The organism is Billgrantia lactosivorans, assembly GCF_003254665.1.
GTDB lineage: Bacteria > Pseudomonadota > Gammaproteobacteria > Pseudomonadales > Halomonadaceae > Halomonas > Halomonas lactosivorans.
In genome coordinates this window covers 154,300-166,867 of sequence record NZ_QHGY01000006.1, presented here as the reverse complement: position 1 = coordinate 166,867, position 12,568 = coordinate 154,300, and the positions used below count along the sequence as shown (strand labels likewise).

13 protein-coding genes are annotated in these 12,568 nt (G+C 67.8%); 4 read left to right on the top strand and 9 right to left on the bottom strand.

Annotated features, from left to right (window positions below; genetic code table 11):
* The 4 genes from DIS04_RS14335 to DIS04_RS14320 all read left to right on the top strand — a co-directional run.
* On the top strand, positions 1-343 hold a 343-nt coding region (locus tag DIS04_RS14335), incomplete at its 5' end, for a cytochrome D1 domain-containing protein (protein WP_281270207.1).
* 163 nt (positions 344-506) lie between these two features.
* Entirely contained in the window at positions 507-2,183 is a 1,677-nt protein-coding gene (locus DIS04_RS14330; protein WP_111414470.1) for a NapC/NirT family cytochrome c, read from the top strand.
* Between the two features lie 26 nt (positions 2,184-2,209).
* Positions 2,210-2,554: a cupredoxin domain-containing protein gene (locus DIS04_RS14325; protein ID WP_111414469.1), complete on the top strand. Its 345-nt coding sequence runs from the start codon at positions 2,210-2,212 to the stop codon at positions 2,552-2,554.
* Positions 2,555-2,628: 74 nt separating this feature from the next.
* The gene (locus DIS04_RS14320) at positions 2,629-3,180 is read left to right on the top strand and encodes a hypothetical protein (RefSeq protein WP_111414468.1); all 552 of its coding nucleotides are present in this window, start codon (positions 2,629-2,631) and stop codon (positions 3,178-3,180) included.
* On the opposite strand, the gene DIS04_RS14315 is transcribed toward DIS04_RS14320, so the two are convergent.
* The 9 genes from DIS04_RS14315 to DIS04_RS14275 all read right to left on the bottom strand — a co-directional run bounded on the left by DIS04_RS14315 (position 3,173) and on the right by DIS04_RS14275 (position 12,507).
* The gene (locus DIS04_RS14315) at positions 3,173-3,535 is read right to left on the bottom strand and encodes a DUF6164 family protein (RefSeq protein ID WP_111414467.1); all 363 of its coding nucleotides are present in this window, start codon (positions 3,533-3,535) and stop codon (positions 3,173-3,175) included. The genes DIS04_RS14320 and DIS04_RS14315 overlap by 8 nt on opposite strands.
* Positions 3,535-4,077: a hypothetical protein gene (locus DIS04_RS14310; RefSeq protein WP_111414466.1), complete on the bottom strand. Its 543-nt coding sequence runs from the start codon at positions 4,075-4,077 to the stop codon at positions 3,535-3,537. The genes DIS04_RS14315 and DIS04_RS14310 overlap by 1 nt, the downstream gene beginning before the upstream one ends.
* Before the next feature lie 63 nt (positions 4,078-4,140).
* The gene (locus tag DIS04_RS14305; protein WP_111414465.1) at positions 4,141-4,698 is read right to left on the bottom strand and encodes a nitrous oxide reductase accessory protein NosL; all 558 of its coding nucleotides are present in this window, start codon (positions 4,696-4,698) and stop codon (positions 4,141-4,143) included.
* A 35-nt stretch (positions 4,699-4,733) separates the two neighbouring features.
* Positions 4,734-5,558, bottom strand: coding sequence for an ABC transporter permease (locus DIS04_RS14300; protein WP_111414464.1), 825 nt, complete (start codon positions 5,556-5,558; stop codon positions 4,734-4,736).
* Entirely contained in the window at positions 5,555-6,490 is a 936-nt protein-coding gene (locus DIS04_RS14295) for an ABC transporter ATP-binding protein (protein ID WP_111414463.1), read from the bottom strand. The genes DIS04_RS14300 and DIS04_RS14295 overlap by 4 nt, the downstream gene beginning before the upstream one ends.
* On the bottom strand, positions 6,487-7,797 hold the full coding sequence (locus DIS04_RS14290; protein WP_111414462.1) for a nitrous oxide reductase family maturation protein NosD: 1,311 nt from the start codon (positions 7,795-7,797) through the stop codon (positions 6,487-6,489). Before DIS04_RS14290 ends, DIS04_RS14295 begins: the two co-directional genes overlap by 4 nt.
* Positions 7,798-7,899: 102 nt before the next feature.
* The gene (nosZ, locus tag DIS04_RS14285) at positions 7,900-9,774 is read right to left on the bottom strand and encodes a TAT-dependent nitrous-oxide reductase (RefSeq protein ID WP_111414461.1); all 1,875 of its coding nucleotides are present in this window, start codon (positions 9,772-9,774) and stop codon (positions 7,900-7,902) included.
* A 3-nt stretch (positions 9,775-9,777) separates the two neighbouring features.
* The gene (gene nosR / locus DIS04_RS14280) at positions 9,778-11,919 is read right to left on the bottom strand and encodes a transcriptional regulator NosR (protein ID WP_111414460.1); all 2,142 of its coding nucleotides are present in this window, start codon (positions 11,917-11,919) and stop codon (positions 9,778-9,780) included.
* 276 nt (positions 11,920-12,195) lie between these two features.
* Positions 12,196-12,507, bottom strand: coding sequence for a c-type cytochrome (locus DIS04_RS14275; protein WP_111414459.1), 312 nt, complete (start codon positions 12,505-12,507; stop codon positions 12,196-12,198).
* Positions 12,508-12,568: the final 61 nt, after the last annotated feature.

Here is a 12,568-nt window from a genome sequence, read left to right as displayed (position 1 = left end):
TACCCACCCCGATTCCGACAATGTCTGGATCGATCAGGCCATGCACCCCGAGCCCGACGTCAACCAGTGGGTCATGGTCATGAACAAGGAGACCCGCGAGCTGACCCCGATCCACGTCGCCGACCGGCCGCTGGAGCACGACGCCGTGGCGGTGCACATGGAGTACGACCAGACCGGCAGCGAGGTGTGGGTCTCGATCTGGGCGCGCGGCGACGGCCACCAGAACGACGGCGCCATCGTCGTCTTCGACGACAAGACGCTGGAAGTGAAGGCGGTCGTCGAGGGCCTCAATACGCCGACCGGCAAGTTCAACGTCTACAACCGCAAGCACCACGTCGGCTGATCGTCTCCGCCGACACCGCCGGGGGCCCAACGGGCGCCCCGGCCCCTTCACCAGCCGCTCCCCCCTTGCGAAGCGGCTGGTGAAGGGGCCGACACAACAGCGACGTCCAGGCAGCGGCCGTCGAGGGCAGGCACCCGCGTCACGACACTTTGGGAGAAAGACCATGGGGGAGCGACCACGCAACTGGCGCAGAATCACTATCCTGGGGGCATCGCTGGGTGCCGCCGCGTTCTTCTTCGTCGCCGGCATCATCTTCTGGGGTGGTTTCAATACGGTGATGGAAGCCACCAACAGCTACGCCTTCTGCAGCACCTCCTGCCATGAGATGAGCTGGGTCCACGAGGAGTACCAGGATCGCCCGCACTACCAGAACGCCACCGGCGTGGGGGCGGCCTGCTCCGACTGTCATGTGCCGGACGCCTGGGGGCCCAAGATGATCCGCAAGATCCAGGCCAGCCGCGAGGTGTGGCACTGGATGCTGGGCTCGATCGACACCGAGGAGGAGTTCGAGGCCAAGCGCATCCACCTGGCCGAGAACGTGTGGCGCTCGATGCTGCGGACCGATTCGCGCGAGTGCCGCAACTGCCACGACTGGTCGACGATGGACCTGGAGCAGCAGGCTGCGCGCGCCTCGCGCGAGCACGCCCGCGCCTTCGAGCAGGGCATGACCTGCATCGAGTGCCACCAGGGCATCGCTCACCAGCTGCCCGAGGCATGGGACGAGTCGCCGGTATGGGCGGGCCGCTTCGATGTCGACAGCGACGCCGGCGAGGCTGGTGATGCGCAGCCCGTGGCGCTGGAAGCCGAGGACCTGGGCGAGGCGGCGGCGGTCGAGGACAATATCGCCGCCTCGCTCGACTGGGACGAGGTGCCGGCCATCGACCTGACGCTGTTCCTGCCGGGCCAGGCCTCCATCGAATGGATCCAGGACGGCAGCGAGCACGGCGGCGGGCGCGCCTTCAGCTTCGGCGACCGCTGCCTGTGGTGCCACCAGGGCGAAGAGACCGACATCGGCGCGCTGGCCGTCGCCGCGGAAAAGATCGAGACCTACGACCTGGGCGACAAGCGCGGCCACGTGCCGATGCGCGTCAAGGCCGCCTTCGACGACGACTACCTCTACATGCAGTTCCAGTGGGAAGCCGGCGAGCATGCGCCGCTGCCCTTCGTCGACGGTGGCATGATGGACCCGGACAACCCCTTCAAGCTGACCGTGAGCCTGTCCGACGATCGCGTCGAGATGGCCGAACGGGCGGGCTGCTGGGCGAGCTGCCACCACGATTCCGCCTACATGCCGGATGCCCCCGAGGCCGAGGCGCTGGCGGCGAGCGAACTTGCCGAGCGGCTCGACTTCATGAGCGGCAACGGCGTGACCAAGTACCTTGGCGAGAGCCGCACCGACATCGAGATCCGCGGTCGTCGCGGCGCCGCTCGCGGTGGCTGGGACAAGCTCAAGGAGGAGTCAGAGGTCGAGGAACTGCTGGATGGCGGCGCCTATCTCGACCTGGCGCGCTACAACAGTGGCGACGGCTCCGTCGAGTCGGGCTACGTCCTCGACGAGCGCCACTTCAGCGACAGCCAGGCCATCGCCTTCAGCGTCGAGGAGCAGGATGGCGCATTGACCGCCTACCTGACCCGCGCGCTCAAGACCGGCACGGAGGGTGACAAGCCGCTCGACCTGGAGCGCCTCTACAGCCTCAACGTGGCGCTCCACGACGACCATGCCGCCTCGCGCTTCCACCATGTCTCCTTCCAGTACGGCCTGGCCTTCGGTGTGGAGAATCCGGAGGAAGCCTTCGGCGAGGACATGGTGGAGATCAACGCGACGCGCATCGACCAGTGACGCGTCGCCCGGGGGAGGAGAGGCGAATGGCAAAGGCCAGCAAGACGAGCCTCGGTGCCGCCCTGGCCGCCCTGCTGCTGAGCGGGGCGGCCGGGGCCGACAACGACGTCGTCGAAGTGGAGATGCGCGACTACGGCTTTCACCCCGCCGAGCTCGAGGTCGAGGCCGGTACCACGGTGCGCTGGGTCAACACGGAGAAACGCACCAGCCACGACGTGTACTTTGTCGATGAGGAGCGTGGCTCGCAGCGCCTGTTTCCCGCCGAGCACTGGGAGCGGACCTTCGATGAGCCCGGCACTTATCCCTACCGCTGCCGTCCGCACGAGAGCCGGGACATGCAGGGGATGATCGTGGTGGTGCCGACCGAATGATACGACCAAAGCGCCATTTGCTGCGAACGCCGGCACGGCCGGCGATTGCAGCCGTTCATGCAAGAGGAGCGACTATGCGACGACACCTGCAAGCGTCGGCCTGGCTCGGTGGCAGCCTGGCCGCCCTGGCCTTCAGCGCCGCCCTGGCGGCGGAGGGGCCGGCCGGCTATCGCAGCGCCGAGTTAGGCATGGCCTTCGACGAGGTGATGGCCGAGCTGGAACGCGACGCCGCCGTGGTCAACTTCACCGCCAGCGAAACGGAGGACGGCGACCGCCTCATCGACGGCGAGCTGGACGCAGTGGACGAGCCGCAAACGGACCTGCGCTACGTCTTCCCGGCGGGCAGCGACGCCCTGGCGCTGGTAGTGGCCTTCCACCCCGAGGTGACGGACTATCCGCGCGTCAGGGAACGGCTCGAGGAGCGCTACGGCCAGCCCTGGGAGGCGGAGATGACCGAATGGTGGTTCGAGCAGCTCAAGGGGGGCATGCCGCAGGAACCGAGCAGTCTCACCGTGTGGGGCGGCGATGGCAGCGAGGATACCGAACGCGGCCGCTTCGTGCGCCTGTGGTCGTTCGAGGATTACCTCACGGTGGAATATCTCGACACGCAGCTGTTCCCTAGATGAGCCCCAGGAAGGGCACCAGCGTCAGGGCCAGCATCGCCAGCACCGCCAGTGCCACCAGCAGCATCTGAACCGGATGCTGCCACAGGCGCCGCCACAGGGTCGGCGCGTCTCCCTGCGCGACGCGGTCGGCATGCTCCTGCTGTACACGGGCTTGCCGCTCGGCCTGGTAGCGCTCGAGGACCTCGCGGGCTGCGTCCAGCTGCGCGGGGTCACGCAGCCAGATGGCATCGACTCCCAGGCGCCAGAAGCCGGCGTGGGTCTCGTAGGTGTCGAAGCCGTGCTCGTCGAGCAGCCGGCGCACCTCCCAGGCTTCCTCCTCGGTGACGTTGGCCAGCCGGAACAGCAGCGTCGCCATCAGCCGGCCGCCTCGCACTGCCGTTCGGCGCGGGCGATGGCCGCGTCCGCCCCCGCCAGCTCGAAGCTCATGAACCAGTAGTCCTCGTCGCCGCGATCGAAGCGCAGGCGCAGCGTCTCGCCGGCGCGCATCTCGTCGAGCAGCCGGTCCTGGGTGTCGAGATAGAAGTTGACGTAGAAGCCGCGGTCGCCGCGCTGGGTGATGAACTCCGCCATGCCGCTGTGGATGGTCTCGTGATCGACCCGCAGGTCGCCGGGCACCAGGTTGGCCACGCGGCTCTCGGGCTGGTGCTCCTCGAGCTCGACGCGCACCTCGAGCCACGGCAGGTCGCACACGCCGGGGGTGTAGTTGACGCTCAGGATCGAGTCGCTGTAGCTGGTCTGCTCGAGGGCACGGAAGTGGCGTTCATCGCCCAGCGACAGCGTCACGGAGTGCCACTTCTCGTGCTGTTCGGCATCGCTGACGTTGTAGTTGGTGGCGCTGGCCGGCTCGGACAGGGCCAGGCCGACCAGGAGGGGGGCGAGCAGGGCGCTGAAACGCATGCGGGGTCCTCGAAAATCGATCGCCCGAGCCTAGCATGAAGCGCCTGGGCTGTCCCGCCGGGCTCAGTGCCCGCTGCCGTGCCCGGCCAGGTTGCCCATGGCATCGTCGCCGCCGCCCAGTTCGCCGCGGCTCAGGCGCGCCAGCAGCTCGAGGTCGATGTCGTCGAAGGCGTACAGCTCGCCGCCGTGGGTCTCGGCGAAGGCCTCGGCGTGGTGACGCTGCTTGAACGAGGCCAGGGTATGGCCCATGGAGCCGCGCTGGTCGTGGCCGGCCACGTACCAGGCCTCGCTGGCGAGGACGAAGGCCTTGTCGTCGGGGGTCGGCCAGGGCGCGGCGGCCACGTCGTGCACGTAGGCGTGGGAGAGGCGGGCCTCGTTCTCCGGCTGGCGCAAGAAGGCGAACAGCTCCGTGGTGGAGCAGAACTTCAGCGCCGAAGTGCTCTTGTCGAGGAAGGCCTCGCCCTTGGGGCCGGGGTGCTCGTCGATCAGCATCCCGCACACATGGCAGCTGTCACCGGATTCGATGGGTTCGGCGGCGGCCAGGGCTTCGGGCTCCGACTCGCCGCAGCCGGCGAGCAGCAGGGCGAGAAGCAGGGGCAGCAGGGCAAGGGCACGGATCATGGATCTCTCTCGAAATGACGTCGCGAAGGGATGGCTCATGTGGAACGGTGACGGAAGCGCAGCAGCGCCAGGCCAAGGGGCACCAGCACCCAGGCCGTCAGCAGCGGCAGCAGCACGGCGGGGCGGAAGGCGCCGCCCTCGGCGATGGAGGTCAGGCCGGTGTAGCTGCGCGCTGCCTCGAAACCGGCCAGGTTGATCAGGCGGAACAGCTCGGTGGGGTTGAGCAGCAGCAGCCAGGGCAGCCAGTCGCCGCCCTGCTTGACGCTGACCAGCAGCGCCAGCAGGCCCAGGTCGAAGACCAGCACGAAGAGGAACCACACCACCAGCGCCAGGCCGGCGGCACGGGCCTTCTCGCTGACCGATACGCTGATCAGGTAGGCGAAGGCGATGAATACCCAGCCCAGCAGCACGCTGCTGGCGATCAGCAGGCCCATGCCGGCGGCGAGCTCGCCAAGCGCGACGCCCTCGGCCCCCACGGCGATCACCACGCCGGCGACGCCGAAGCCCAGCGCCGTGGCGCTGCCCAGGATCAGGCCGTGGCCGAGGAACTTCCCCAGCAGCAGCGAGCTGCGGCTGACCGGATAGGTGAGCAGCAGCAGCAGGGTGCCGGCCTCCTGCTCGCCGACCACGGCATCGTAGGCCAGCAGCAGGGCGATCAACGGGATCAGGAACACCGCCAGGGTGGCGAGGCTGACCAGGGTGGTGGCCAGCGAGGTGAAACCCAGCCCGCCGCTGGCGGCGGCGCCGAACCAGGCGATGCCCACGGCGAGGATCGCCAGCACCAGGGCGATGGCCCAGACCCAGCGGTTGCGCAGGCCGTCGCGGAACTCCTTGCCGGCCAGCGTCAGGATGGCGTTCATTGGGCGTCTCCTCGTTCACGGGGCGCGAGCCCGGCGGAGAAATGGGTGTAGAGATGCTCGAGGGTCGGCGGCAGCAGTTCGATGTCCTCGACCCCGGGGTGCGTGGAGAGATGGCGCAGCACGGCGAGCTTGGCGTCGGCGGGCACCGAGAGCGACACCTCATGGCCGTTGAGCGGCCGGGCCTGGATGCGCGTGTCGTTCCAGGGCCGCTGCCAGTCGGCGCCCTCGAGCCAACCGCGGGCGCGAATGGTCATCGGCAGGGCGGCCTCGGCACGCAGGGTCTCGAGGCTGCCCAGCGCCAGGCGGCGGCCGCCGCCGAGGATCAGCGCGCGATCGATGTAGGGCTCCACGCCGGGCAGCACGTGGGAGGAGAGCAGTACCGTGCAGCCGCGCTCGCGCAGCGTGCGCACCGTCTCGTAGAAGTCGCGGGTGGCGGCGGGGTCGAGCCCGGTGGTGGGCTCGTCGAGCAGCAGCAGGCGCGGCTCGCCGAGCAGTGCCTGGGCCAGGCCGAGGCGCTGGCGCATGCCCTTGGAGTAGGTCTTCACCCGGCGCCTGGCGGCCGCGCCCAGGCCGACCTGTTCGAGCAGGCCGGCGACCTGGCGGCGGTCGACGCGCTTGAGCCGGGCGAAGAAGTCCAGCACCTCGCGGCCGCTGAGCTGGTCGTAGAAGCTGACGTTCTCGGGCAGGTAACCGAGGCGACGGCGCAGCGTCTCGGCGTGGGGGCCGTCGGGGGCGCCGCCAAGCACGGAAACCGAGCCTTCGCTGGGCGAGAGCAGCCCCAGGATCAGTTTCATGGTGGTGGTCTTGCCGGCGCCGTTGTGGCCAAGCAGGGCCAGCACCTCGCCCTCGCTGACCGTGAGGTCGAGGGCGTCGAGGCGCACCACATCGCCGTCGCGCCGGGTCACGCCGTGAAATTCGATCACCGCGGTCATGAGTCGGTGTCTCCGAAGTCGGGTTCTGTCATCAGGGGGGCGCTGTCCTTCACGCCCTGGGGGCGGAAGACGGGGAACTGGCGCTGTACCCAGCGCAGGGTGAGGACCGCGGGGCTGTGCATCAGCAGCCGCGCGACGGGGTAGCGCCACAGCAGGCGATCCATGGCGTCGTTGGGCTCGTAGGGCGTGTCGCCGAACCCGTCGCCGCCCAGGTCCCAGCCCAGGTAGTCGCTCCAGTAATTGCCGCGATCCTCCTCAGACCACTCCTGGGTGCGCGTCGCGACGTACATCACCTGCTGGCGGTTGTCGACGAAGGCGTTGCCCACCACGCTGTTGTCCTCGGAGCCGGCGGTGAGGTGGATGCCGATGTCGCTCTCGGCCAGGCGGTTACCCTCGAAGCGGTTGTACTGGGCGTTGTAGACGAACAACGCCTTGCCCTCACCGCCGCTGACCAGCCCCTGGCCGCTCGCGTCCAGCGGCTGGCGCACGCCGCTGACGCGATTGCCGCGCAGCGTCGAGTAGGTGATGTTGTTCATCAGGATGCCGTAGTTGAGGTCACCCTCGGAGCGGTTGTTCACGACCGTCAGCTGGCGCGACTGCATCAGCGCGTAGCCGGTGCGGGTACCGCGGGTCAGGTTCTCTTCCACGCGGTTGTCGTGGGCATACATGTAGTGCACGCCGTAGCGCAGGTCCTGCATCCGGTTGCCGCGCAGCAGGCTCTGGCTGCTGCTGTCGATGTAGATGCCGTCGCGCACCTCGCGGATGTCGTTGCCCTCTACCCGTGCATTTCGCACATTGTAGAGGTGGATGCCGTTGCCGCGGTCCTGCGAACGCAGCGAGGTGTCGCCGCGAATCACGTTGTCGAGCACCGCCACCTCCTCCACCGAGTCGAGGCGGATGCCGAAACCGGGCCCTTCGAGGCGCGAACGGCGAATGACGCTGCCGGCAGCGCTGCGCTCCACCAGGATGCCGCTGTCCATGGCGGTGAGGTCGTGGCCCCAATCCTCGACGGTGAGGCCGTCGATCACGCTGTCGGGGGCGGCGACGATGACGCCATGGCCGCTGCCGCCGGCATCGATCACGGCACCGGGTTCGGCCACCACGCTCAGCGAGCGGTCCAGGGTGAGCGGGCCGGGATAGCGGCCCGCCGGCAATAGCAGGCGGTCGCCGTCGCTGGCGCGTTCGACCAGCGGCTGCAGCGATTCGCCCGGGCTGGCCTGCCAGTCGGCGGCCAGCAGCAGACCTGGCAGGGACAGCCAGGCGGCAAGAATCGGGATCAGGACGCCGAGGATCGGTCGTCGGGTCATGCATTTCTCCAAACTTATAGGGTGCCGGGACCAGGCCGTATTTGCCTTCAACCTGGTCCCGGTGCCCTCAAGGCAGCCAGAGCGTCATCTGGCCATTGCCTGTCACGCCTTCTCGACCAGCATGCGGCCGGTCATTTCCATGTGCATGGCGTGGCAGAACCAGTTGCAGTAGTACCAGTGCACCCCGGGCTTGTCGGCGACGAAGGTGACGCTGGCGGTCTGCTGCGGGCCGATCTCCATCTGCGCACCGTGGTTGACCATGCAGAAGCCGTGGGTAAGGTCTTCCACCTTGTCAAGGTTGGTGATCACTACCGTGACCTCGTCGCCCTGCTTGACCTTGAAGTCGGTCAGGCCGAACGTCGGTGCCACGGAGGTCATGTAGACGCGCACCTTGTTGCCATCGCGAACCACCTTGTTGTCACGCTCGACATCGACGCCATCGGCCTCGGCCATGGCGATGGTGTCGGCGAAGAAGGGGTCGTCGCGACGCCACACCCGCACCGGGTCGATCTGATCGGCGCGTACCAGGATGCAGTCGTGCGGTTCGGCATAGGTCGGGCCGTCGTGCACCAGCTTCATCTCGTCGCCGCTGATGTCGATCAGCTGGTCGTTCTCGGGGCGCAGCGGGCCCACCGGGAGGAAGCGGTCCTTGGAGAACTTGCACAGCACCACCAGCCACTTGCCGTCGGCATCGCGCGACTCGGTGAGGCTCGCGTGGTTGTGGCCGGGCTGGTAGTGCACGTCCAGCTTCTGGCGGATGTAGTTGACCTCCTCACCGTTGTAGGCGCGGATGGCGTCCTCGATGTGCCACTTGGCCACCTGGCTGTCGATGAACAGCGTGGTGTAGGCATAGCCGCGGCCGTCGAAGGTGGTGTGCAGCGGCCCCAGGCCCAGCTCGGGCTCGCCGACCACGGTGTCGCGCGGCTCGATGGCATCGTCGAACAGCTCGGGCAGCCTGTCGATCGCGATGATGGACACGGTCGGCGACAGCTTACCGTTGGCCATGAAGTACTTGCCGTCCGGCGAGGTGTTCAGGCCGTGCGGGTTCTTCGGCACCGGGATGTAGCGGGTCAGCTGGGAGCCCTTGCGGCCGTCGAGCACCGGCACCTCGGAGTCGCCCAGGGTCTCGAACTCGCCGGCGGCGACGGCGGCCTCGATCGCCTCGACGTCGAACACCACCACCCAGTCGCGCTCGGCGCTCATGGTCTCGGAGAGCGTCACGCCCTTCTCGGAGTTGTAGCAGGTTGCGGCGACGAAGCGGCCGGTGTAGTCGGCGTCGGTGTTGTCGAGGTTGCCGTCGACGATCACCTGCCACGCCACGTCCATGCTCTCCGCGTCCACCGCGTTGAACATGGTCCAGTAGTTCTCCGGGTTCTCCATGTCGCGGCCGTCGTTGACCTGCGGGATCGGCATCTCGGCGTTGCAGAACACGTACTTGGTGTGCGGCACCTTCTGCAGGCGCAGGCCGTGGATCGCCTGGACGTTGGGGATGGTGGTGATCTTGTCCGTCTTCATGATGTCGAGACGGATGCGCGCCACGCGGGTGTTGGCCTTGTCGTTGATGAACAGGTACTTGCCGTCGTAGCGGCCGTCGGTCATCGAGACGTGGGGGTGGTGGCTGTCGCCGTTGAGGAAACGCGCCGACTCGCCGAGGATACGCTTGGACTCGTTGCTGATGCCCCAGCCGGTGGCGCTGTCAGTGTTGAACACCGGGATGCGCATCAGTTCGCGCATGGAGGGCACGCCCAGCACGCGCACCTCGCCGGAGTGGCCGCCGCTCCAGAATCCGTAGTACTCGTCGAGTTCACCCGGTGCCACGCTGCCTTCCGCACCGGCGGCGGCCTGGGCCGTGCGGCTGCTCATCAGCGCGCCGGCGCCGAAGCCGCTGGCCAGGCCGGCCCCGGCGACGCCGGTCACCGCGCTGTTGCGCAGGAAGTGGCGGCGACCGAGGTTCTCGATCTGCTTCTTGTCACTCATGGTTCAGTCCTCTTGGTGGGTCGGAATACGCTGCAGCCGGTCGACGGCGTTGGCGGGTTCGTGGAACTCGACGCGGCCCTTGCCGCCCGATACGCGCGCTGCCTTCTCGTAGCGCTTGCGGCGCTTGATCATCGGTGGACAGCGGCGGTCGTCGTGGTAGGTGATCTGGCAGTCGAGACAGTAGTGGCACTCGTTGGCGTTGATGCGGCCGTCGGGATGGATGGCGGCCACCTCGCATTCGTTGGCGCAAATCTGGCAGGGCGTGCCGCAGCTGCCGCGATGGCGCTTGAGCCAGTCGAACAGGCGCAGGCGGGCGGGGATGGCGAGCCCGGCGCCCAGCGGGCAGACGTAGCGGCAGTAGGCCTTGTGGGTGAACGCCGAAATCGCGACCAGGCCCAGCGCGTAGAGCAGGAAGCCCCACTCGCGCTGGAAGCGCAGGGTAATGGCGGTCTTGAACGGCTCCACCTCGGCATAGCGCTCGGCCTGCCCCAGCGAGTGCAGCGAGACGGCGAACAGCGCCAGCAGGATGATGTACTTGATCGCCCATAGCCGCTCGTGCAGGCCGAAGGGCACCTCATACTGCTTCACGCCCAGCTTGCGTGCGGCCTTGTTGACCAGGTCCTGCAGCGCACCGAAGGGGCACAGCCAGCCGCAGAACACGCCGCGGCCCCACAGCAGCAGGCTCACCGCCACGAACGACCAGAGAATGAACATCATCGGGTCGATCAGGAACGACCCCCAGCTGAAGCCGGTGATCAGCGAGTTGGTGAAGGTGAGAACGTTGACCACCGAGAGCTGCGCCAGCGAGTACCAGCCGATGAACACCAGGGTGTAGACCAGGAAGCCCAGGCGCAGCGGCCGCATGATGCGCGGGTAGCGTACCAGCACGTCCTGGAACAGCATCACGCCGGTGAGCACCACGAGGCCGGCGCCGAGCACGGCGATCTGGAACGCCTTGTCGCGCCACACCTGGACCCAGATCGGCTCCTCCCGCGGGGGTTCGGGCCGCTCGATGTAAGCCTCGGGCACGCTGTAGTCGGCACTGAAGCGGCTGAACTCGGTGTCCAGCGGGCCCGAGGCGCGGCGCACCAGCAGCTCGAGCTGCCACGGCTGGCCCGGGTCGAAGGAAGCAGCCTCGCGCACGATGAAGATGTCGCGCTCGGCGAAGTCGGGCGCACCGGCGATGGCGAGGCTGCCGAGCCGGGTATGGTCACTGTCGTGGAAGCTGACGGTGGTGCTGCCCTGGCTGAGTTCCAGGCGGTCGAAGATGCCGCCGCGCACGTAGCCCGAGCCCTTGAAGGAGTAATCGCCGCGACCCATCACGGCGATGGCGTGCTCGTTCTCGTCGAGTTCCGCCATCAACCGCTCGTAGCCCCGCTCGCCAAGCAGGTTGCGGCCGGCGGTGGGCGGGTTGAGGTAGGTGTAGAAGAGCTCGATGAAGGTGCGCTCCGCCGGCTGCGGCGTGTGCAGGTAGTCCTCGGCGGGGGTACCGACGAACGCCTCGTCCACCTCGCCGTGGCTCAGGTGCAAGCGGCGGATGGTGCCGTCCCCGGTGAGCGTTTCCCAGTCCGCGGGGGCATAGACGTCTTCACGCACCCGGGCCTGGGGGGCGGCGGAGGGGTCGGCGATCAGCCCCTGCTCGGCGGCGACCTGGCGCGCGGCGCGCAGGATGGTGTCGCTGACCACGATCACGGTGACGGTGGCACCGGAGATGGCGTCGAGGTTGTCGCCGACCTTGAGCCGGTCGTTGACGTGGGCGCCCACGTGCGCATCGGCGAAGCCCTCCAGCTTCGTATCGGGGATGCCCACCAGCATGATGGGTTCCTCGTGACCGAGAATATCGGCCAGCACGATACGGCCCTGCATGTCGATGCCCACCAGCAGATTGACCGGCTTGCCCGAATAGGCGGGGATGGGAGCGATATCGACACTCTCGAAGACGTAGCCCAGCGCCTCTCCCGCGTCGTTCTCCACGGTCATGGCGGGAAGCGTGCCTTCGGCATCGCTCAACCGGGCCGCGTCGGTGAAGCCGGGGCGTACCTGTTCCAACTCGATGGCCAGGGTCGGCAGGGAGAACAGAAGCATCAGCAAGCCGATCAGCCAGGGGAGAGCCACGGAAGACGTGAGGCTGCGCCGGGTAGGCATGGGCGTTCCTTGTTTCGGTACCTGCGAGGCCCGGAAAATACGGGTCTGGATAACAGGCATGTGAAATGTGTCTTTTGCTGCTGGAAGCTATGATGCCAGTTGCCCCTGGGGTGGGAATTGACGTGGATCATGGCGGGGACAGGAGGGCGGGGGAGTATCTCGAAGGGGGTAGGCCGGCGAGGTACGTTACAGAAAGGGCAGAACGCCATGGCGCGGATGCGCCATGGCGTTGCGGTGGATGGCGAACGGCGTCGCCAGGAGGATATCCGCCTGTGTTTACATTACCGGCTCGACCAGGAAGTCGACCGCGGCCTGCACTTCCTCGTCGCTCAGGTTCGTCTGGCCACCCTTGGGCGGCATGGCGCCGATGCCCTCGATGGCGTGGGTGTAGAGGGTCTCGATGTCCTGCTCGATGCGTTCGGCCCAGGCCTCCTCGTCGCCGCGGATCGGGGCGTCGGAGGCGCCGGTCATATGGCAGGCCATGCAGGCCTGGTTGTAGATCGCCTCGCCATCGGGCTCTGCCTGGGCAGTGGCGGCGAATGCCAGACCGGCGGTGCCGACGAGCAGGGCGGCGGTAAACTTGTTCATGGTTTTCTCCTGATTCTCACGGTCACGGTGAAGCCAGGTGGCGCAGGATTCACCTGCAACT

What these genes read in the sequence shown, in the direction of transcription:
- DIS04_RS14295 (WP_111414463.1), bottom strand. Translation starts at nt 6,490, where the DNA reads ATGACCGCGGTGATCGAATTTCACGGCGTGACCCGGCGCGACGGCGAT.
- DIS04_RS14310 (WP_111414466.1), bottom strand. Translation starts at nt 4,077, where the DNA reads ATGCGTTTCAGCGCCCTGCTCGCCCCCCTCCTGGTCGGCCTGGCCCTG.
- nosR (WP_111414460.1), bottom strand. Translation starts at nt 11,919, where the DNA reads ATGCCTACCCGGCGCAGCCTCACGTCTTCCGTGGCTCTCCCCTGGCTG.
- DIS04_RS14275 (WP_111414459.1), bottom strand. Translation starts at nt 12,507, where the DNA reads ATGAACAAGTTTACCGCCGCCCTGCTCGTCGGCACCGCCGGTCTGGCA.
- nosZ (WP_111414461.1), bottom strand. Translation starts at nt 9,774, where the DNA reads ATGAGTGACAAGAAGCAGATCGAGAACCTCGGTCGCCGCCACTTCCTG.
- DIS04_RS14305 (WP_111414465.1), bottom strand. Translation starts at nt 4,698, where the DNA reads ATGATCCGTGCCCTTGCCCTGCTGCCCCTGCTTCTCGCCCTGCTGCTC.
- DIS04_RS14300 (WP_111414464.1), bottom strand. Translation starts at nt 5,558, where the DNA reads ATGAACGCCATCCTGACGCTGGCCGGCAAGGAGTTCCGCGACGGCCTG.
- DIS04_RS14315 (WP_111414467.1), bottom strand. Translation starts at nt 3,535, where the DNA reads ATGGCGACGCTGCTGTTCCGGCTGGCCAACGTCACCGAGGAGGAAGCC.
- DIS04_RS14330 (WP_111414470.1), top strand. Translation starts at nt 507, where the DNA reads ATGGGGGAGCGACCACGCAACTGGCGCAGAATCACTATCCTGGGGGCA.
- DIS04_RS14325 (WP_111414469.1), top strand. Translation starts at nt 2,210, where the DNA reads ATGGCAAAGGCCAGCAAGACGAGCCTCGGTGCCGCCCTGGCCGCCCTG.
- DIS04_RS14320 (WP_111414468.1), top strand. Translation starts at nt 2,629, where the DNA reads ATGCGACGACACCTGCAAGCGTCGGCCTGGCTCGGTGGCAGCCTGGCC.
- DIS04_RS14290 (WP_111414462.1), bottom strand. Translation starts at nt 7,797, where the DNA reads ATGACCCGACGACCGATCCTCGGCGTCCTGATCCCGATTCTTGCCGCC.